Source organism: Streptomyces rugosispiralis, assembly GCF_024505145.1.
GTDB lineage: Bacteria > Actinomycetota > Actinomycetes > Streptomycetales > Streptomycetaceae > Streptomyces > Streptomyces rugosispiralis.
Genome location: NZ_JANIAA010000020.1, coordinates 135,625 through 155,223 on the forward strand (window position 1 = coordinate 135,625; position 19,599 = coordinate 155,223).

Annotated in this window: 15 protein-coding genes and 1 pseudogene; 6 read left to right on the forward strand and 10 right to left on the reverse strand. The window is 70.4% G+C overall.

The features are described 5' to 3' along the window. The first annotated feature begins 9 nt into the window (after positions 1-9). Genes NP777_RS26925 through NP777_RS26935 form a run of 3 tightly spaced genes read left to right on the forward strand, consistent with a single transcriptional unit; the run spans position 10 to position 3,600 of the window. Positions 10-861 (forward strand): hypothetical protein, encoded by an 852-nt coding sequence (locus NP777_RS26925; RefSeq protein WP_256652767.1) that lies wholly within the window; start codon positions 10-12, stop codon positions 859-861. A gap of 16 nt (positions 862-877) precedes the next feature. Further along, positions 878-2,833 (forward strand): fumarate reductase/succinate dehydrogenase flavoprotein subunit, encoded by a 1,956-nt coding sequence (locus tag NP777_RS26930; protein WP_256652768.1) that lies wholly within the window; start codon positions 878-880, stop codon positions 2,831-2,833. Next, on the forward strand, positions 2,830-3,600 hold the full coding sequence (locus NP777_RS26935; protein WP_256652769.1) for a succinate dehydrogenase/fumarate reductase iron-sulfur subunit: 771 nt from the start codon (positions 2,830-2,832) through the stop codon (positions 3,598-3,600). Before NP777_RS26930 ends, NP777_RS26935 begins: the two co-directional genes overlap by 4 nt. 373 nt (positions 3,601-3,973) lie before the next feature. On the opposite strand, the gene NP777_RS26940 is transcribed toward NP777_RS26935, so the two are convergent. From NP777_RS26940 to NP777_RS26960, 5 genes and pseudogenes are all read right to left on the reverse strand, one after another. After that, entirely contained in the window at positions 3,974-6,676 is a 2,703-nt protein-coding gene (locus NP777_RS26940; RefSeq protein WP_256652770.1) for a SpoIIE family protein phosphatase, read from the reverse strand. 411 nt (positions 6,677-7,087) lie between these two features. Further along, positions 7,088-7,480, reverse strand: a pseudogene (locus NP777_RS26945) ((deoxy)nucleoside triphosphate pyrophosphohydrolase); the annotation flags it as partial. Between the two features lie 193 nt (positions 7,481-7,673). Beyond that, complete coding sequence (locus NP777_RS26950; RefSeq protein WP_256652771.1) at positions 7,674-7,859, reverse strand: SPOR domain-containing protein; 186 nt, start codon at positions 7,857-7,859, stop codon at positions 7,674-7,676. Positions 7,860-8,006: 147 nt separating this feature from the next. Beyond that, the gene (locus NP777_RS26955; protein WP_256652772.1) at positions 8,007-9,665 is read right to left on the reverse strand and encodes an APC family permease; all 1,659 of its coding nucleotides are present in this window, start codon (positions 9,663-9,665) and stop codon (positions 8,007-8,009) included. Positions 9,666-9,949: 284 nt separating this feature from the next. Beyond that, positions 9,950-10,702, reverse strand: coding sequence for a GntR family transcriptional regulator (locus NP777_RS26960; protein WP_256652773.1), 753 nt, complete (start codon positions 10,700-10,702; stop codon positions 9,950-9,952). A gap of 342 nt (positions 10,703-11,044) precedes the next feature. On the opposite strand from NP777_RS26960, the gene NP777_RS26965 reads away from it, so the two are divergent. Together NP777_RS26965 and NP777_RS26970 are read left to right on the forward strand one after the other, a co-directional pair. Next, complete coding sequence (locus tag NP777_RS26965) at positions 11,045-12,487, forward strand: M1 family metallopeptidase (protein ID WP_256652774.1); 1,443 nt, start codon at positions 11,045-11,047, stop codon at positions 12,485-12,487. A 54-nt stretch (positions 12,488-12,541) separates the two neighbouring features. Beyond that, positions 12,542-13,123: a Uma2 family endonuclease gene (locus NP777_RS26970; RefSeq protein ID WP_256652775.1), complete on the forward strand. Its 582-nt coding sequence runs from the start codon at positions 12,542-12,544 to the stop codon at positions 13,121-13,123. A gap of 70 nt (positions 13,124-13,193) precedes the next feature. Here NP777_RS26970 and NP777_RS48170 read toward each other — a convergent pair whose 3' ends face one another. The 4 genes from NP777_RS48170 to NP777_RS26990 all read right to left on the reverse strand — a co-directional run bounded on the left by NP777_RS48170 (position 13,194) and on the right by NP777_RS26990 (position 17,238). Next, on the reverse strand, positions 13,194-14,459 hold the full coding sequence (locus tag NP777_RS48170; protein WP_256652776.1) for an ATP-binding protein: 1,266 nt from the start codon (positions 14,457-14,459) through the stop codon (positions 13,194-13,196). Positions 14,460-14,564: 105 nt separating this feature from the next. Continuing rightward, on the reverse strand, positions 14,565-16,463 hold the full coding sequence (locus NP777_RS26980; protein WP_256652777.1) for a propionyl-CoA synthetase: 1,899 nt from the start codon (positions 16,461-16,463) through the stop codon (positions 14,565-14,567). A 144-nt stretch (positions 16,464-16,607) separates the two neighbouring features. Beyond that, positions 16,608-17,003, reverse strand: a complete 396-nt coding sequence (locus NP777_RS26985) for a creatininase family protein (protein WP_256652778.1) — start codon at positions 17,001-17,003, stop codon at positions 16,608-16,610. Further along, positions 16,963-17,238 (reverse strand): creatininase family protein, encoded by a 276-nt coding sequence (locus NP777_RS26990; RefSeq protein ID WP_256652779.1) that lies wholly within the window; start codon positions 17,236-17,238, stop codon positions 16,963-16,965. Before NP777_RS26990 ends, NP777_RS26985 begins: the two co-directional genes overlap by 41 nt. A 184-nt stretch (positions 17,239-17,422) precedes the next feature. On the opposite strand from NP777_RS26990, the gene NP777_RS26995 reads away from it, so the two are divergent. Beyond that, positions 17,423-18,079, forward strand: a complete 657-nt coding sequence (locus NP777_RS26995) for a TetR/AcrR family transcriptional regulator (RefSeq protein WP_256652780.1) — start codon at positions 17,423-17,425, stop codon at positions 18,077-18,079. Between the two features lie 50 nt (positions 18,080-18,129). Here the strand turns inward: NP777_RS26995 and NP777_RS27000 are convergent, their stop codons facing one another. Continuing rightward, the gene (locus NP777_RS27000; protein WP_391858584.1) at positions 18,130-19,500 is read right to left on the reverse strand and encodes an IS701 family transposase; all 1,371 of its coding nucleotides are present in this window, start codon (positions 19,498-19,500) and stop codon (positions 18,130-18,132) included. Positions 19,501-19,599 lie beyond the last annotated feature (99 nt).

Below are 19,599 nucleotides of genomic sequence, written 5' to 3' on the forward strand. Positions count from 1 at the left end.
GAGTTCCCCTTGGCCACAGGCACCGACCCCCAAGCCACCACGCCCGCACCCGCGGACTCCGGAACGGCCCCGCACGGCGTGCACAGCGCCTCGCGCGCCGCCATCCCCGGCCGCCATCTGCGCAGCGACCGCTGGTGGCTCTCCCCCGCCATCACCGCCGCCGGGCTGTTCGCGTTCATCGTCTACTCGACCTGGCGGGCCTTCTCGGGGGACGACTACTACGCCGAGCCGTACGTCTCCCCCTTCTACTCGCCCTGCGTCGCCCAGAACTGCGTGCCCATGAAGGGCGGCGCCAACTGGGAGATCTTCGGCGCCTGGTGGGGACTGTCCCCGGCACTGCTGATCCTGATCTTCCCGCTGGGTTTCCGGCTCACCTGCTACTACTACCGCAAGGCGTATTACCGGGGCTTCTGGGCCTCCCCGCCCGCCTGCGCGGTCGCCGAGCCGCGCGCCAAGTACACCGGCGAGACCCGGTTCCCGCTGATCCTGCAGAACATCCACCGCTACTTCTTCTACTTCGCGGTGATCGTCGCGGGGATCCTCACCTACGACACCGTGCTCGGCTTCCGGGACGAGCACGGCCGCTGGGGCCATATGGGCCTCGGCACCCTGGTGCTGCTCGCCAACATCGCGCTGATCTGGGCGTACACCCTCTCCTGCCACTCCTGCCGCCATATCGTCGGCGGCCGGCTGAAGCACTTCTCCCGGCATCCGGTCCGCTATCGGCTCTGGGGCTGGGTGAGCGGGCTCAACGCACGCCATATGCAGCTCGCCTGGGCCTCTCTCATCAGCGTCGCCGTCGCGGACTTCTACGTCTATCTGGTGGCGAGCGGCGCCTTCGACGATCCCCGCTTTTTCTAGGAGAGGTGCTCATCCGATGACGCAAGTCGAGCGGCAGGCGTGGGACGTGGTCGTGATCGGCGCGGGCGGCGCCGGGCTGCGGGCCGCGATCGAGGCCCGCGAACAGGGCATGCGCTGCGCCGTCATCTGCAAGTCGCTGTTCGGCAAGGCCCATACGGTGATGGCCGAGGGCGGCATCGCCGCCAGCATGGGCAACGTCAACGAGCGCGACAACTGGCAGGTGCACTTCCGCGACACCATGCGCGGGGGCAAGTTCCTCAACCACTGGCGGATGGCCGAGCTGCACGCCCAGGAGGCCCCGGACCGGGTCTGGGAGCTGGAGACCTGGGGCGCGCTCTTCGACCGCACCCCGGAGGGCAAGATCTCCCAGCGGAACTTCGGCGGCCATGAGTACCCCCGGCTCGCCCATGTCGGGGACCGCACCGGCCTGGAGCTGATCCGCACCCTCCAGCAGAAGATCGTCTCCCTCCAGCAGGAGGACAAGGCCGCCACCGGCGACTACGAGTCCCGGCTGAAGATCTTCCAGGAGTGCACGGTCACCCGGATCGTCAAGGACGGCGACCGGGTCGCCGGGGTCTTCGGTTACGAGCGCGAATCGGGCCGTTTCTTCGCCCTGGAGGCCCCGGCCGTGGTGCTGGCCACCGGCGGTATCGGCAAGTCCTTCAAGGTGACCTCCAACTCCTGGGAGTACACCGGCGACGGCCATTCGCTGGCGCTGCTCGCGGGCGCCCCGCTGATCAACATGGAGTTCGTGCAGTTCCATCCGACCGGTATGGTCTGGCCGCCCTCGGTGAAGGGGATCCTGGTCACCGAGTCGGTGCGCGGCGACGGCGGGGTGCTGCGCAACAGCGAGGGCAAGCGGTTCATGTTCGACTACATCCCGGACGTCTTCAAGGAGAAGTACGCCCAGTCCGAGGACGAGGCCGACCGCTGGTACGAGGACCCGGACCACAACCGCCGCCCGCCCGAGCTGCTCCCCCGCGACGAGGTGGCCCGCGCCATCAACGCCGAGGTGAAGGCGGGCCGGGGCTCCCCGCACGGCGGGGTCTTCCTGGACGTCTCCACCCGGATGCCCGCCGAGGTGATCAAGCGGCGGCTGCCCTCGATGCACCACCAGTTCAAGGAGCTCGCGGACGTCGACATCACCACCGAGCCCATGGAGGTGGGCCCCACCTGTCACTACGTGATGGGCGGGGTGGACGTCGACCCGGACACCGCGGCCGCCACCGGTGTGCCCGGTCTGTTCGCCGCGGGCGAGGTCGCGGGCGGGATGCACGGCTCCAACCGGCTCGGCGGCAACTCCCTCTCCGACCTGCTGGTCTTCGGGCGCCGCGCCGGGCTCTACGCGGCCCGCTACGCCCAGGAGACCGCGGCCTCGGGCACCCGTCCGGTGCCGGACGAGGCGCAGCTGGACCTGGCGGCGGCCGAGGCGCTGCGCCCGTTCAGCGCCGAGGCCGGCGAGCCGGACGAGACCGCGGGCCCGGCCGGGCCGCCGGAGAACCCGTACACCCTCCACCAGGAACTCCAGCAGTCGATGAACGACCTGGTGGGGATCATCCGCAAGGCCGAGGAGATGGAGGAGGCGCTGCACCGGCTGGCCAGTCTGCGGGTCCGGGCGCGCCGCGCCGGGGTCGAGGGCCACCGGCAGTTCAATCCCGGCTGGCACCTGGCGATCGATCTGCGCAACATGCTGCTGGTCAGCGAGTGCGTGGCACGCGCCGCGCTGGAGCGGACCGAGAGCCGCGGCGGGCACACCCGCGACGACTGTCCGGAGATGGACCGTCAATGGCGGCGGATCAATCTGGTCTGCCGGCTCTCCGACCCCTCGGGCGGACTGGCGGCCCCCGACGCCGGGCACGGCCAGATCCGGCTCGAGCGGCGTGAGATGCCGCCCATCCGGCCCGACCTGCTGAACCTGTTCGAGAAGGACGAGCTGGTGAAGTACCTGACGGACGAGGAGCTGACCCAGTGAGTGCGTACGAGGCCCACTTCCGGGTGTGGCGGGGCGATCAGGACGGCGGCGGTCTGAAGGACTTCCACGTCGAGGTCAACGACGGCGAGGTCGTGCTCGACATCGTCCACCGGCTGCAGGCCACCCAGGCCCCCGATCTGGCGGTCCGCTGGAACTGCAAGGCGGGCAAATGCGGTTCGTGCAGCGCCGAGATCAACGGCCGGCCCCGGCTGCTGTGCATGACCCGGATGTCGGTGTTCGAACGGAACGAGACGATCACCATCACCCCGCTGCGGGCCTTCCCGGTGGTGCGGGACCTGGTGACGGATGTGTCGTTCAACTACGCCAAGGCCCGTGAGGTGCCGTCCTTCGTGCCGCCGGAGGGGCTGGGTCCGGGCGAGTACCGGATGTGGCAGGAGGATGTGAACCGGTCGCAGGAGTTCCGCAAGTGCATCGAGTGCTTCCTGTGCCAGGACACCTGCCATGTGGTGCGGGACTTCGAGGAGAACAAGGAGGCGTTCGCCGGGCCGCGGTTCCTGATGCGGGTCGCGGAGCTGGACATGCATCCGCTGGACGCGGCCGCCGACACCGGTCTTGACCGCAAGAGCACGGCCCAGGAGGAGCACGGGCTGGGCTACTGCAACATCACGAAGTGCTGTACGGAGGTCTGCCCCGAGCAGATCAAGATCACCGACAACGCGCTGATCCCGCTCAAGGAGCGGGCGGCGGACCGTAAGTACGATCCGCTGGTCTGGCTCGGCAACAAGATCCGGCGCCGGGGGCAGTAACTCCGCTGAATGCGGCAGGGCACGTCCGACAGATCCTGCCGCCTGCGGCGGGCTGCTCCCCTCCCCGCCCCTTCCCGATACCAAGGGCTCCGCCCCTGAACCCCGAGAGTCCGGGGCGAAGCCCCGCCACGCTGGCGGAGCCGCATATAGACGCTGCGGGAAGGGGCGAAGCCCCGGCCCGGGATCTGGGACGGAACCCCGGCCCAGGGTCCGGGGCAAAGCCCCAGTTCCGGGGTCCGGGGCGGAGCCCCGATCCGGGGGCCGGGGCGGAGCCCCGGTTTTGGGGAGGGGCGGGGAGGGGCAAGACTCGCCGGAGCGGCGCCCGCCCTCCGCCTCGTGTCGCGAGCCCGCCACCGTAACGGACCGTCGCCCGTCACCACAGGCTGAGCAGCGCCTCCACCGAGTCCGGGCCCGAGGACTGGCCGTCCGGAAGGGCCAGCTCGAACCAGACGGTCTTGCCGAGCGGGGTCCTGCGGCTGCCCCAGCCCGCGCTGAGCAGCCCGACCAGCTGGAGCCCGCGCCCGCCCTCGTCGGTGTCCCGGGCACGCCGCCGCCGGGGCTGCACCAGACCGCCGTCCCAGACCTCGCACACCAGGGTGCGGTCCAGCAGCAGCCGTAGCCTGATCTCGCCCTCGCCGTAGCGCAGGGCGTTCGTCACCAGCTCGCTGACCAGCAGCTCGGTGGTGTCCACCAGATCGTCCAGGCCCCAGGACTCCAACTGCTCCCGGGCCAGTTCGCGGGCCCGGCCCACGGACTGCGGGGCGCTGGGGAGGTGCCAGTCGCCGACCGACTCGGCCGACAGGCCCTGCACCCGGGCCATCAGCAGGGCGATGTCGTCCTCGCCGTGGTGGGTGTCGAGAGTGCTCAGGACGTGGTCGCACACGTCCTCGAGGGATCCGGCCGCGGCGTTCCCGCCGTCGGCGCCGTCCGGGGTGTTGAGGGCCGCGCGCAGGGCCTGGAGCCCCTCGTCGAGGGTGTGGTCGCGGGACTCGACCAGACCGTCGGTGTAGAGGGCCAGCAGCGCGCCGTCGGGGAGTTCGACCTCGATCTCCTCGAACGGCTCGCCGCCGACGCCGAGCGGCATTCCGGGCGGAACCTCCATCAGCAGGGCGTCCTCGCCCGGCTCCACCAGGACGGGGGGCGGATGCCCGGCGTTGGCGAACGTGCAGCGCCGGGTGACCGGGTCGTAGACGGCGTACACGCAGGTGGCGAGGTAGACCTCGGTCAGATCGGAGGAGTCCTCGGCGGCCTTGCCGCCGCGCGCGAGGGCGCGCGAGCCGGGCCGCGAGCCGGCGTGCGAGCCGCCCGGTGTGCCGAGGCCGCGGGCGATCTCGTCCAGCGCGGAGAGCACCTCGGCGGGCTCCAGGTCGAGCAGGGCGAGGGTGCGTACGGCGGTGCGCAGCTCGCCCATGGCCACGGCGGCGCGCAGCCCGCGCCCCATGACGTCGCCGACCACCAGCGCGGTGCGGTGCCCGGGTAGCTCGATCACGTCGAACCAGTCGCCGCCCACCTCGGTCGCCGCGTTCCCCGGCAGATAGCGGCAGGCGATATCGAGCCCGGCGGCCTCCGGGTCGCCGGGCGGGAGAAGGCTGCGCTGGAGTATCAGCGCGCGTTCGTGTTCTCTGCGGTACAGCCGGGCGTTGTCGATGCTGACGGCGGCACGGGCGGCCAGCTCGACGGCGAGCGCGCGGTCCCGTTCGCCGAACGGTTCGCTGCCCTTGGTGCGGGAGAACTGGGCCAGGCCGACGACGGTGTCCCGCGCGACCATCGGCACCACCAGGGTGGACTGCAGCATGGCCCCGAGCTCAAGCGCCTCGCTGCCGTCCCGCCCGGGGACGACGCGGACCTGGGCGGTGCGCAGGGCGTGGGCGCACAGCGAGTTGAAGGGGTAGCGGTGCACCTCGCCGACCTGGATGGGCTTGGGGTCCTCCACGGTGTTGACGCGGCAGATGTCGCCGAAGGGGACCGGGCCGTCGGAGACCGCGCTGGCGAAGGCGACACGGCGCAGCTCGGCGCTGCCGTCGGCGAGTCCGGGCGGGGTCTCGTCGCCGGAGAGCAGCCCCTGGTAGAGATCGACCGAGGCCAGGTCGCAGAACTGCGGTACGGCCACGTCCAGCAGCTCGCGGGCGGTGGTCTCCAGGTCGAGCGAGGTGCCTATTCGGGCCCCGGCCTCGTTCAGCAGCGCCAGATTGCGCCGTACGCCCGCGGCCTCCTGTTCGGCGCGGCGGCGGCCGGTGACATCCGTGGCGAGCCCGGCGACGCCGATGGGGCGGCCGGAGCCGCTGTGCAGCCGGTAGAGCGAGACCGACCAGCGGCGGCGGTCGGGGCTGCCCGGCGCCTGGCCCACGATGGGCATGTCGGTCAGCGACTGCCCGGAGTCCAGGACCTGGCGCAGCGCCGCGGCCAGCCGGTCGGCCTCCCCGCGCGGCAGCAGATCGTGCGGGGTCGTGCCGCGGTACTCCTCGGTGGGGCGGCCGAAAACCTTGGCGAAGCGCTCATTGACGCGGAGGATCCGCAGATCGGTCCCGAAGAGGAAGAAACCAAGCGGAGATTGACCGAAAACGGCCTGTGAAGAAGCAAGATCGGTTTCCAGCCCGCGCAACGCGCTGACGTCCACCGCGATACAGAGCGCGGCCCGCTTCCCGTGCTCGTCCTGAGCGGGCATCACATAGACCTCGGCGATGCCATGCCCGCTCGCCGTCCGGGGGTTACGGTAGGGAACCAGCCCGGTCCACTCCCGGCCGTCGAGGATGTCGGCCACCGCGCGCTGGCCCGTCTCCTGGTACTCCGGCGGTACGAACGCCTCCACCGGATCCTTGCCGATGGCCTGGTTCGCCGTCAGCCCCAGCAATTCCGCGGCCCGTTCGCTCCACTGCGCGATCCGGCCGTCGGGCCCGAGCGCGAAGGAGGCGACCCGGATGTAGTCGTAGATCGAGCCGGGAGGACTGCTCTGCCACACCGCCGACATCGAGGACATGGACGACATGTCCGACATCGAGGACTCCTGTGACATCGGCGACACCTGCGAACCCACCGTCTCCTCGGGCATATCAGCTCCCGCTGGCTTCTCGCTCATGCGCCCGTCCCCTCCGGCTCAGGTGCTCCGACCGGCTTCAGATAGCCGAGTATCCAGCACTTCGGCCATCCCGAGTACGGTCTTCACGATCACAGCACTATCTCAGCCCGCCATCAGTGTCCGTCCCGGCTTTTGGTGAAGCGCTCATGATCAGCGCTCCCCCTCACTCCTAACCGGACGGAGACGGCTCGAACCCCATGGATTTTCCCGCGCGGGACGTTCTCAGGAAGTGCGTGGACGGATCCCCTCGGTGACTTCGGCCGACCCGGCGTCAGACGCCTTGGTCCCGGCCCCGGCAGTCCCGGTTTCTGCCCCCGCGGTCCCGGCTTCGGCCCCGGCCGTCCCGGCTTCGGCCGTCCCGGCTTCGGCCGCGTCGACTTCGGCCGCGTCGGCTTCGCCCGCATCGGCTTCGGCCGCGCGCAGCCTGCGGACCGCCTCCGCCACCGCGGGGCGGTCCTCGTCCAGCCAGTCGACCTCGTCCACCCGGTCCAGGGGGAGCCAGCGCAGCTCGTCGTGGTCCTGAAGCGGGCGCGGCTCACCGGAGCGCAGGGCCGCGGTCCACACCCGCAGCACAAAGCCGGGCTTGAGGGGCCACTCCCCCCGCAGCGGTTCGAGCGGCTCGACCTCGACCCCGAGCTCCTCGCGCAGTTCGCGGACGAGCGCCGCCTGCGGGGTCTCACCGGGCTCGGCCTTGCCGCCGGGCAGCTCCCAGCGGCCCGCGAGCTCGGGCGGGGCGCTGCGCCGCGCGGCCAGCAGCCGCCCCCGGTCGAACACCGCTCCGCCCACCACCACGCGCACGCTCATGATCCGCACCCTAGCCTGCACGGAAGCGCACCGGAGCCCCGGGGCGGGCGCCCCGGGGCTCTGGGAGAGGTACGCATTTCCGCGGGCTGCAACCGGACTCGGGCCGACCGGAGTCGGGCTGGCCGGAGTCGGGCTGGCCGGACCCGGACTGACCCGACCCGGGCCAACCGGACTCGGACCTACCGGACTCGGGCTAACCGGACTGACGGGACGCGGCGGTCCGCTCGACCGCGTACAGCTGCTCCTGGCCCTCGCCCTCCAGCCGGTCGGCCACCTCCTGGGCCTCCGTCCTGGTGGCGTAGCGCCCGACGCGGTAGCGGTTGCCGTTGCTGTCCTGGCGGATCACGAGCCAGGGCAGCACAGCGTTCCCGTCACTCATCTCCCCGCCCCCTCCGCTGTGGCGCGCCCGGGCGCACGACCCCGCGACACCGTTAAGGAAATCCCGATCCGCATATGCCCGAGCCTACGCCCTACCTTCACGCAGCGGATACGGGTTCTTACAAGGAGGCACTCATCCGGCCATGTCTCAGACGCCGGCTCCGGCCTTCACCCGGTCGCCGTCGCCGCCCTCGCCCGCCTCGTCGGCCGGGGTGCTGCCCAGCTCGCGCTCGGCCTCCAGCAGCGTCGGATTGCGCCATGCGCTGCGTACGCCCCAGAAGTAGAAGGCCAGCCCGATCAGCGCGACGATCACGATGTCCCAGCCGCCCGGCAGATAGCCGCGGCCGCCGAACTCCGTGCCGCCGGCCCATGACACCGCCGCCATGACCAGCAGATACGTGACCATCCAGGCACCGGCGGCCAGATGCGGCCGCAGCTCCGCCCACGGCTTGCGCAGCTCGTACCAGGCCCAGATCGGCAGCCCGATCGCCATGATGAGGATGACCTTGCCGGTGAGCGGCCAGCGGGCCCAGTACAGCACCAGCGAGCCGAAGACCATCGCGATCGGCGCGATCACCGGCATCGCGCGCAGCCGCACCGGGCGCGGCAGGTCCGGCGAGAGGCGGCGCAGCGACATCACGGCCACCGGGCCGGTGATGTACGAGATCACGGTGGCGACGGAGACGATCTCGGCGAGCGAGCCCCAGCCGCGGAAGACCGCGAGGAAGATGAAGGCGATCGCCAGGTTGAGCAGCAGCGCCGGGCGCGGAATGCCGGTCTTGGGGTCGACCTTGCCGAAGATCCCGGGCAGATGGCCGTTCTCCTGGACGCCCTGGATCATGCGCGAGGTGGTGGCCGCGTAGATCATGCCGGTGCCGGACGGGGAGATGAAGGCATCCGCGTACAGCAGCATCGCCAGCCAGTTCAGACCCCAGGCCAGGGAGAGATCGGCGAGCGGGGAGTTGTAGGAGAGCCCGGACCAGCCGCCGTGCCGCAGATCGGCGGCGGGGACGGCGGTCAGGAAGGCGATCTGCAGCGCGACGTAGATCACCAGCGCGATGAGGATCGAGCTGATGACGGCCTTGGGCAGCGACTTCCCCGGGTTACGGGCCTCGCCCGCCATGTTCAGCGGCGACTGGAAGCCGTTGTAGGCCCAGACGATGCCGGAGACGGCGACCGCGGTAAACACGGAGCTCCAGCCGTTGGGGGTGAAGCCGCCGTTGCCGGTGACATTGCCGGTGTCGAAGTGCGACAGCAGCAGCGCCCCGGCGGTCAGGGTCGGCACGACGACCTTGAAGACGGTGATCGCGGTGTTGGTCTTCGCGAAGAGGGTGATCGCGAACCAGTTGAGGAAGAAGTAGAAGATCAGCAGCACGGACGCGAACGCGACACCGCTGCCGGTCAGCTCCTTCCCGTCGTACAGCGCTTTGGCCCAGCCGAAGTCCCAGGAGGACATGTACTGCACGGAGGCGGTGGCCTCACCGGGGATCACGGAGACGATGGCGATCCAGTTGGCCCAGGCGGCCAGATATCCGGCCAGCGAGCCGTGTGAGTACTGGCCGTACCGGACCATGCCCCCGGCCTTGGGGAACATCGAACCCAGCTCGGAGTAGGTCAGGGCGATGGTCAGAGCGACGGCGGCGCCGATCACCCAGGCCAGAATGGCGGCGGGCCCGGCCAGCGCGGCGGCGCGCTCGGCGCCGAACAGCCAGCCGGAGCCGATGATCGACCCGAGGCCCACGGCGGTGAGGGCCACCGGTCCGAGTGACCTTCGATAATGCGAGTGGGAACCCTGCTCCGTGCTCAAGTTCCTGACACTCCTTTCGCCCCCCAACGACCGGACACAAACCGACCCATCGTAAGAGCGAAATGGATGATCCCCTTCCAGTAACCCCTTTCACCTGCGCTGTTGTGAGTTTTGCAACATGAGGCACGGGAACCGCACCGCGGTTACGCGGGAACCGCGTCGCGGTTACCGGCGGGGTTGACGGCGGTCAGCCGCGGGCCGAAGTACCCGGCGACCCACCCGTAAGCGGCCGCCCCAGAACAAGCCGCCCGCTCTTCGGTGAGCACCGGCGCCAGGCGGAGGGTTCACTTCACCGGCAGCCGGTACGCGATCCGATAGCGCTCGGCCAGCACCACCACATCGGCGGTCTCGACCGGGCGGCCGCCCGCGAAGTACGTACGCGAGATGACCATCACCCAGTGGCCCGGCACCCCGCCGAGCGCCAGCACCTCCTCGGCCCGTCCGGGGCGCGCGGCGACCTCCTCCGCCATGTTGTCCACCACCAGGTCGAGGACGGCCATCCGGTCGACGACCCCGCGCCCGGCCAGCGGGCCCTCCTCCGGCAGCATCACGGGCGTACGGCCGGTGAGCCCGAGCGGCTCCCAGGAGGTGGAGAGCATCACGATCTCCCCCTGTGACCGGAACACATAGCGGGTACACATCACCCGCTCCCCCACCCCGACCCCCAGCCGCTCGGCGATCTCGCCTCCGGCCTCCTCCTGGTCGCTCTCGGCCTCCCAGCTGCCGGTGATCCGGTCATCGGCCTGCTCCTGCCGGAACGGCGTGACCTCACCGGCGGCGTGAAACCCGCCCCGGACCACCCGCCGCGGCACCGGCTGCGCCCGCACATACGTCCCCGACCCGGAACGCCCCTCGACCAGCCCCTCGGCCATCAGCACCTTGCGCGCCTCGAGCGCCACGGTGTCCGAAACCCCGTACTCCTCCCGGATCCTGGCCTGAGAGGGGAGACGCGCATGCGGCGGCAGCTCACCCGCGGCGATCTTCTTCCGCAGATCGTCGGCGACGCGGAGGTATGCGGGCTGGTCACCAAAGGCCACGTGCACTCCCTGGGTTGACAGTCAGCAACAGCTTGACAACTCAGGGTTGCGGATTGCAACTGAAGGCCAGAGCTTCACTAGAAGTGGTGAACTGCAGCTCAGAGACGTTTAAGTCGCCCAAAGTCGGTGAGCTGCCCGACACCGGACGGCTCACCGCCCTTTGCGACCGTGACGCGGTGTGCCGTGCCATCGGCGGTCCCGCACGTTTCGGCCCGTCTCGGCCCGTCGGGCGCATTACGCTCCAGAGAATCAGCCGCCGAAGCGTAGGGACGTGAGATGGACGACGAACCGCTGCCGGAGCGGGCGGGTCCCGGCGGCCCCGGCGCTCGGGCCGGAGCGAGGATGACCAGGTCTGGCTCGGCGGCCCGGCCCGGTCGCCGCCTCTCGCGAGTTGTGCCCGGTGTGCTGCTCCTCGCGCTGTGCGCGGGGTGCACCGGGGGCGCCGGGGCGGAGGACGCGGGCGGGGTGTCCGGGGCCGGGGCGGGTGGTGCGGGGGTCGGGGACGCGCTCTTCCCGCGGCTCGGCAACGGCGGCTACGACGTACAGGGCTACCGTCTCGCCCTCGACTACACACCCCGCTCCCACCGCCTGAAGGCCACCGCCCGGATCACCGCCCGCGCGGACCGCGCGCTGAGCTCCTTCCACCTCGACCTCGCGGGACTGCGGGTCCGGAAGGCCACGGTGAACGGCCGTCCCGCCAAGGCCGCCCGCAGCGGAACCGAGCTGGTGCTCACCCCCGCCGCGGCCCTCCCCAAGGGCCGCACCTTCACGGCCACCGTCGACTACGACGGCAAGCCGAAGACCCTCACCGGCGAGGACACCGGGCAGGAGGGCTGGCTCCGCACCCATGACGGCGCGGTGGCCCTCGGCGAGCCGACCGGCTCCATGACCTGGTTCCCCGGCAATCACCACCCCTCCGACAAGGCCGCCTACGACATCGCCGTCACCGTCCCCCAGGGCTACACCGCCGTCTCCAACGGCGAGCTGAAGGGCCAGGAGACCCGGGGCCGCCGCACCACCTTCCGGTGGCACAACGGCGAGCCCATGGCCAGCTATCTGGCCACCGTCGCCATCGGCCGCTTCCGGATCCGTACGACGACCACCGGCAAGGGCCTGCCCGCGTACCTGGCCGTCGACCCCACCGAGGCCGCCGGCGCCAAGGACATCGCCAAGCAGGTCGACGACGTCATCACCTGGGAGAGCCGCACCTTCGGCCCGTACCCCTTCTCCTCCACCGGCGCCGTCGTCGGCCACCTCCCCGGCCTCGGCTACGCCCTGGAGACCCAGACCAAGCCGTTCTTCGACGCGGCCCCGGACAAGGCGCTCGTCGTCCACGAACTCGCCCACCAGTGGTTCGGCAATTCGGTCACGCCCCGGGTCTGGAAGGACATGTGGCTCAACGAGGGGTTCGCGACCTACGCCGAGTGGCTGTGGGAGGAGGACCACGGCGGCCGCACCGCCCAGCAGATCTTCGACGACTTCTACGACGGCACCGACGACGAGAGCGAGGGCATCTGGGACTTCCCACCCGCCGACCCCCCGACCGTCGCCAGCGTCTCCGACCCGCCCGTCTACGGCCGCGGCGCGATGGTGCTCCACCAGCTCCGCCGGACCGTAGGCGACCCGGCCTTCTTCACCATCCTCCGCACCTGGCTCAAGGACCACCGGCACGGCAACGCCGACACCAAGCAGTTCATCGAGCTGTGCGAGCGGAAGTCCGGCAAGGACCTGACCCGCCTCTTCGACGTCTGGCTGTACGGCGAGGGCAAGCCGAAGAAGCCCTGACGGCGGAGGGTTAGGTGACGCCCTCCCCTCACCCGAAACCGCTACCGTTGAGCCATGACCGCACTGCCCGACTGGATGCGCCCGCCGCGCGCGGAAGGCTGGTTCGCGGAGGACTTGGACCGCCTCCCCGAGGCGCCGCGCCACACCGAGCTCATCGACGGAGCACTCGTTTTCATGATGTTCCCGCAGAGGTGGTGGCACGGCCACCTCGTCACGATGCTCACCGTCGCGCTCATGGAGCAGGTGCCCACCCGGGCGAGGGTCGGCCGCGAGATGACGATCAAGCTGGATCAGCGCAACCGGCCGGAACCGGATCTGCTGGTGACGACGGCCGACTTCGACAGTGACCGCACCTGGTTCGCACCGGATGAAGTACAACTCGTGATCGAGGTCGTCTCCCCCGAATCGGCCCACCGGGACCGGACCGTCAAGCTCCGCAAGTACGCCGAGGCCGGGATTCCCCACTACTGGTGCATCGAGGACGAGGACGGGGTGCCCGTCGTCCACGTCTATGAGCGCGACGAGCCGACCGGTGTCTACGCCCCGGCCGGGATCTTCCGCGACAGCCTCCAGCGGACGGTTCCCTTCAAGCTGGACATCGACCTGAGCAGACTTGTCCCCAACCAGAACAGCTGACGAGGGCGCCCACAGGCGTCAGCCCCGGGGATGTCGGTCACCAGGCCGGCCAGAGTGTCCGGGACCGCGGCTATCGGGGCTGCCACGCCCGTACGAGGTCCTCGGGCCCCCAATGCGCGGTCAGCGGCAGACCGTCGGCGACCCCGCGGCGGGAGACCGCGACCAGCGGTGTGTCCGGGGCGGTGCCGGGGACGGCGAGCATGTCGCGTACCAGGGCGTCGTACTCATGACGGCCGAAGGGCTGGGTCTCCAGCCACTTGATCGACCCGACGAAGTGAACCTGCCGGGCCGTCGGCTCGCGGTCCGCGCCGATGAGGTCGATCTCGGGGTTGTTCCGACGGTTCCACCAACCGCCGACGGCCTCGGTCTCGGGCCACTCGGCGCTGGGCATCAGCCGGAGCAGGGACTCGCGGATCAGCGGCTCGACCGCTCGCCCGCGCCAGGTGGTCCACGACCGCTCGACGCGTTCCAGTGCCAGGTCACCGCGGCCTCGCTCGATGAGCGGGATCGCGCGTGCCAGGAACGCCAGCCAGAACCGCAGATACGGGTCGGCGATCCGGTAGCGCTTGTTCTTGCTGTCCGGCTTGACGGACAAGGGGAGGTCGGCGGCGAGAACCCGCTTGGCCTGCAACATGGCCAGCAGCGGGGAGAGCGTGCCGGACGGCAGCGCGCTGGCGCCGCCGGCCTGGGCCGCGATCGCGCTGAACGTGCGCTCACCGCTGCCGACCGCTTCCAGTACGGCCCGTGAGTGCGAGGCCTCGGGGAATTCGCCCAGCAGGGACAGCTCGCCGGCCACCAGCAGGGGCGAGAGCGGATTGGTCACCGAGGCCCGCAAGAACTCCGTACGGTCCATGCCCGGCCGCCAGGACTGGACGATCTCGGGGAATCCACCAGTGATCAACTGAGCGTCCACGGCCCCTGCGGCGTCGAGCCCGGTCATGGCCCGCACATCCGCCAGATTCAGCGGATGGACGGTCATTTTCGCCGCCCGGCCGAAGAACGGGCGGCCATACGACTGCAGGGCCTCCATCACCGACGCATCGCTGCCGACCAGCACCAGAAGCACGGGCTTGGCGGACAGGTGACGGTCCCAGACGGTCTGGAGCGCGCCCTCGAATTCCTGATCCTGCTCGACCAGCCAGGGCACCTCGTCGATCACCGCGATGCTGGGCGCGTCATCGGGTACCGCGAGCGCCAGCGAGCGCAGGGCCTGGTTCCAGTCCTGTGCCTGGAGGCCGACGATCAGCTCCGCCCCCGGCAGCGGTGACTGCGCGAGGGCCGCGGCGAAGTCGGCGCGCTCCGTCGCGGGGTTGCGCCCGCGAGTGGCCTGGAACACCACGTACGGCGCTCCCGAACGGTCGCAGAATTCCTGGAACTAAGGTAGATCCATCCTTACGTAGATTGAATCTTACTTTACTTCGGCGACGGTATGGCAGAAGGACTAGAGGTCGTCGCGGAGTACCGGTCGCAGCGCCTCGATCACCGCGGGATCGTCGATCGTGGAGGGCAGCTCGGTGTCCCGGCCGTCGGCGATGTCGCGCATGGTGCGGCGCAGGATCTTTCCCGAGCGGGTCTTGGGCAGCGCCGCGACCACGTCGACCCGGCGCAGCGCCGCCACGGGGCCGATCGTGTCCCGGACGGCGGCGACGAGTTCCGTGGCGATGTCCCGCGGATCGCGGTCGAGGCCCGCCTTGAGCACGACGAGACCGCGCGGCACCTGCCCCTTGAGCGGGTCGGTGACGCCGACGACGGCGCATTCGGCGACATCCGGGTGGGCGGCGAGCACCTCCTCCATCGCGCCGGTGGAGAGCCGGTGCCCGGCCACGTTGATCACGTCGTCGATGCGGCCCATGACGTAGACGTAGCCGTCGTCGTCCTTACGGCCGCCGTCGCCGGTGAGGTAGTGGCCGCTGTAGGCGGACAGGTACGAGCGCACATACCGTGCGTCGTCCTGCCACACGGTGAGCAGCGTGCCGGGCGGCAGCGGCAGCCGGATCGCCACCGCGCCGTCCGCGCCCGGTGGCGCGTCGCGGCCCGTCGCGTCGAGGATGCGCACGTCGTAGCCGGGCATGGGCACGGTGGGCGAACCGGCCTTGAGCGGGTGCGGCTCCAGGCCCATGGGGTTGGCGACGATCGGCCAGCCGGTCTCGGTCTGCCACCAGTTGTCGACCACCGGAACGCCGAGCAGGTCCGTGGCCCAGTGGTAGGTCTCCGGGTCCAGGCGCTCGCCGGCCAGGAACAGATGGCGCAGCGATCCGATGTCGTGGGCGTGCAGAAGTTCTCCGCGCGGGTCCTCCTTCTTCACCGCGCGGATCGCCGTCGGCGCGGTGAACAGTGCGGTCACCCGGTGTTCGGCGATCACCCGCCACAGCGCACCGGCGTCCGGGGTGCCGACGGGCTTCCCCTCGTAGAGCACGGTGGTGCAGCCGGTGAGCAGCGGCGCGTAGACGATATAGGAGTGGCCGACGACCCAGCCGACGTCCGAGGCCGCCCAGAAGACCTCACCGGGGTGGGTGTCGTACACGTTCTCCAGGGACCAGCGCAGCGCGACCGCGTGGCCGCCGTTGTCGCGCACCACGCCCTTGGGCCGGCCGGTGGTGCCGGAGGTGTAGAGGATGTACAGCGGGTCGGTGGCGGCCACGGGGACGCAGCCGACCGGCTCGGCGGTGGCCATGGCCCGGTCCCAGTCGAGGTCACGGCCGGTCATCTCCGCCGCGCACTGCGGCCGCTGGCGGATGACGCAGTGCTCCGGCTGGTGTTCGGCCAGCGCGAGGGCGTCGTCCAGCAGCGGCTTGTACGGCACGACGCGGGCCGGTTCGATACCGCATGAGGCGGCGACGACGAGCTTGGGGCGGGCGTCGTCGATGCGTACGGCGAGTTCACGCGCGGCGAATCCCCCGAAGACGACCGAGTGGACGGCGCCGAAGCGGGCGCAGGCCAGCATGGCGACGACCGCCTCGGGGATCATCGGCATATAGATCACGACGCGGTCGCCCTGGGCCACCCCGAGCCCGGCCAGCACCCCGGCGAACCGCGCGACCTCGTCACGCAACTCCCGGTAGGTGAACGCCGTCTTACGGTCGGTGACGGGACTGTCGTACACCAGCGCGAGCTGCTCGCCGCGACCGGCGTCGACGTGGCGGTCCAGCGCGTTGTGGCAGGTGTTCAACCGCCCGTCCGGGAACCAGCGGTACAGCGGGGCCTCCGACGCGTCGAGGGCCCGGGTCGGGGCGACGGTCCAGTCGACGGCACGGGCGGCGTCCAGCCAGAAGCCTTCCGGATCCTCCAGGCTCCGCCGGTACTCAGCCGCATAGCCGTTCTGCTTCGGCGCCTGCGTCATGTCGATGCCCCTTCGCTCGTTCCGCTTTCCTCGTTCCGCCCGCGCCGTGCCGGGAGGCGCCTCCCGCCCGCGCCCGTACCGTACGAGCGGACTGGCGGGCGGCACCACGGTCCGCCCAGCGGTTGTACCCGCCGGGCGCCAGGGTCATTTCATCAGCCATTCGGCGAGGGCTTCCGCGCATGCGTCCAAAATGGCCTCGCCCTTCTCCGCGGACGCCCTGCGCGCGTCACCCGCCACACCCGACGACGTGACCGCATGGAACGGCCGTGGTACGTGGATCGCCTCGCTCGGATCCGCCTGGAGCGCGTTCTCCGGGCCGACCGCCTCGGCGAGCCGTGCCTCGTCGACCAGGTCCGGCGTGATCGCCATCGCCATGGACGTCTCGCCCTCGCAGGCGTGCATCAGGGCGTCCTGGTCCTCCAGGATCTCCGCGATCCGGGCCTGCCCGGCCATGAAGTAGCCGGTGACGGCGATGGGCGCGGACAGTTCCCGGGAGATCTCACCGCCGATGGCGGGTGAAGGTGCCGCCGAGCTCGACATGGTGGTCCGCCGGCCCGCACCAGAGGGACGGAGCGACGACCACGGGCCTCCCCTGAGCGACCATGATCCCGGCCGCCCGGCGGCACGCCTCCGCGCTGAGGAAGTCATCGATACCGGTGGGCAGATGCGGACCGTGCTGCTCGGTGGAGCCGACGGGGAGCAGCACGGGTGCGTCCTGGGCGGCCAGTTCCTTGAGGGCGCGGGCGGTCATGCGGTCCCAGAGGATCTCTGGCATGGGAGTGTCCCCTTCCGGGCGGGCTTGGCGGTTTGGCGAAGGTCGGTGCGTGGTGTCCACCCTCCATATTTTGACTGGACAGTACAGTCCAAGTTTCGGGCTGACACGGGTCCTCGCGGACCCCGGATCCACGCATCGCACCGCTCTAGACTGGTGCGTCCAGTACAGAAAGAGGTGCTTGACGGTGATCCCCGCGCCCTCCCAGCCCGCCCGGCAGGGCAAGGGCCGCTCCCGCAACCGAGTGAAGATCCTCGCGGCGGCGAAGGCGCTCTTCCTGCGGGACGGCTATGACGGCGTGAACCTCGAACGGGTCGCCACCCAAGCCGAGGTCGCCCGGCAGACGGTCTACAACCAGTTCGGCAGCAAGGACGCGGTCTTCCGCGCGGTGATGGAGCACCACTGGTCCAGCCTGCCGCTCGGAGACCTGTCGACGCGCCTCGAACAGAGCCTGGGGAGCGACGGTGACCCGGCCGGATTCCTGCGCCAGTTCGCCGAGATCCTGCTGACCTTCATCGAAGACACGGACCAGGTCGCCTTCACCCGGCTGGTGATCGCCGAGTCCCGCCGGAGCCCCTGGATCGCCGAGGAGTTCTACCGGGTCGGCAAGGAGCCGTTGACCAGGGCACTCACCGAGTGCCTACGGCGTCTGCACGAGACGGGGAAGATCAACTGCCCATCCCCGGTACTGGCGGCACATCAATTCCTGGGGCTCATCCAGGAGTTCATCATCTGGCCGCGGGTCATGGCGATCGGGCCGGATGTCATGGACGTCCCACCGTTCGACGTGGTCGTCGAAGAGGGGATCGCGACGTTTCTCGATCGCTACGGTGTCCGCGACTAGCGGTGGTTTGTTAAGGCGGGAGCGGGAGGTGGTGGCTGAGTGGTCGGCCTTTACTGACTGCGTTGATCAGGTTTTGTAACTGTGGTGGTGGGGGCGTGCTGGACCAGGCTTTCCACCAGCGTTGCAGCATGAAGGTGGGAGTCAGCCAACTGCGGACGGTGCGTAGGGCCTGGGGCCAGCGTGCCGGGTGGTGCGATCGGGTGCCCCCTCTCTGGCCGGGCCGGCCGGGCCGGGCGGTTGGCGGGAGTCGGTGGCAGTCCGGCTTCCCAGCAGAAGGAGAACGCGCAGTTGACCAGGGTCTGGTGGCGGCGGATGGCGCGGTCGGTGCGGACCTGGAAGTCGGCCCAGCCCAGTTCGTCCTTGACTTGCCTGTAGCTCTGCTCGATCCAGTTGCGGATGCCGTAGATCCGCACGATCTCGGCGAGGTCGGCGGCCGGGTGGGCGGTGTCGGCCTCGCGTGGTGAGCCGGGGCGGGGCAGGTTGGTGGCCAGATACCAGGTGGATTTCTCCGGCAGGGTGTCCGGGTCGGTGGTAGCCACCACCAGCCGGGTGGTGCCGTCCGGTCCCCACCAGCCCAGGGACGCGTCGGCGGCCCACCAGGTGGTGGTATGCCCGTCGCGGAAGGTGCGGGTCACCGCCGTCCAGTCGCCCGTCCGGTCGGGGCCGTGCCAGGCCAGTTCCCGGGCGGCGTCGATGGGGGTGTGGGCATCGGGGCCGTAGGCCCAGGTGCCCCGGCGCCGTTTGAGGGCCATCACGAACGGCAGTCCGGCGCCGGCCAGTTCGCCGCGGAAACCGTCCTGGTCGCCGTAGGCGCAGTCGGCCGCCACCGCGCGGAAGTGAACTCCGGCCTGGGTGGCCCGGCGGGCGAGTACGGCTGCGATCTGCAGTTTCGTGGCGAAGCCCGGATCGCTGCGACCCTCGGGGAAGTGACGGGCGGGGGTGTAGGGCACGGCGTGCAGCGGATAGTACAGCCGTTCGTCCGCCCACAATGTAGTGACCGTGACGACACCGTTGTCGGTCTTGCCGTATCGGCCCAGCCACTGTCGGCCCACGTTCGCGGTCGCGGTCCCGTTCTTCCGGTCGCCGGAGTCGTCGATGACCAGCACTCCACCGGCATGCGGAGCGGTGCGCGGATCATCCAGTAACCGCTCAAGACGACGGGCGTTGATCCGCTCGTGCTCCCAGGGGGATTCGGAGAGGAAGAACTGCAGCCGCTGCACTGCGGGGTGCTGGGCTCCCGCTACCGGCTCGGCCCCGGCCAGGCAGGTCAGCGTTTTGTTCCGTTCGCGCGGCGCCAGCAACCCCGTGAGGTACTGACGAAAGCCCCGACGCTGGGCCAGGGAGTCAAACAGATCATCGAAGCCGGCGGCGTACTGCTCCAGCGGTCCCGGAGCCGGCGGACACGGACGACGAGCGGTCATCACACACCCCTGCTCCCCCTTCTACTGCGGTCCCGACCCGATGTCAACAAACCACCGCTAGTAGACTGTCGCGGCTAATGCTTGGGATAGAGGTGGCGC